Raw genomic sequence first — 217 nt, forward strand, 5'->3', positions numbered from 1 at the left:
CCACTCTTTTTATTTCTTTTCCTTCAGGGTAGTCGCGCATAATACCATCTGAGTTTTTCTCCAGCGCCGGGAAAGAAGCCATATATGTGGCTACCTGCCACGTTTGTCCGTAATCTTTAGATATCTTGTAAGCATCTGGCTCCCATCGTGGTATCAGCATATACTTATCTGATGGGTGAATATATACCCCGGAAAAGATCTGATACGTTGAATAAAC

The 217-nt window shown here is 42.4% G+C and carries 1 pseudogene; it reads right to left on the reverse strand.

The annotated features are described in order from the left end of the window. Window positions 1-217 (reverse strand): annotated as a pseudogene (locus tag FDX19_RS25380) (hypothetical protein); the annotation flags it as partial.

The organism is Citrobacter sp. wls619 (assembly GCF_005281345.1).
In the GTDB taxonomy this organism is placed as follows: Bacteria; Pseudomonadota; Gammaproteobacteria; order Enterobacterales; family Enterobacteriaceae; genus Citrobacter.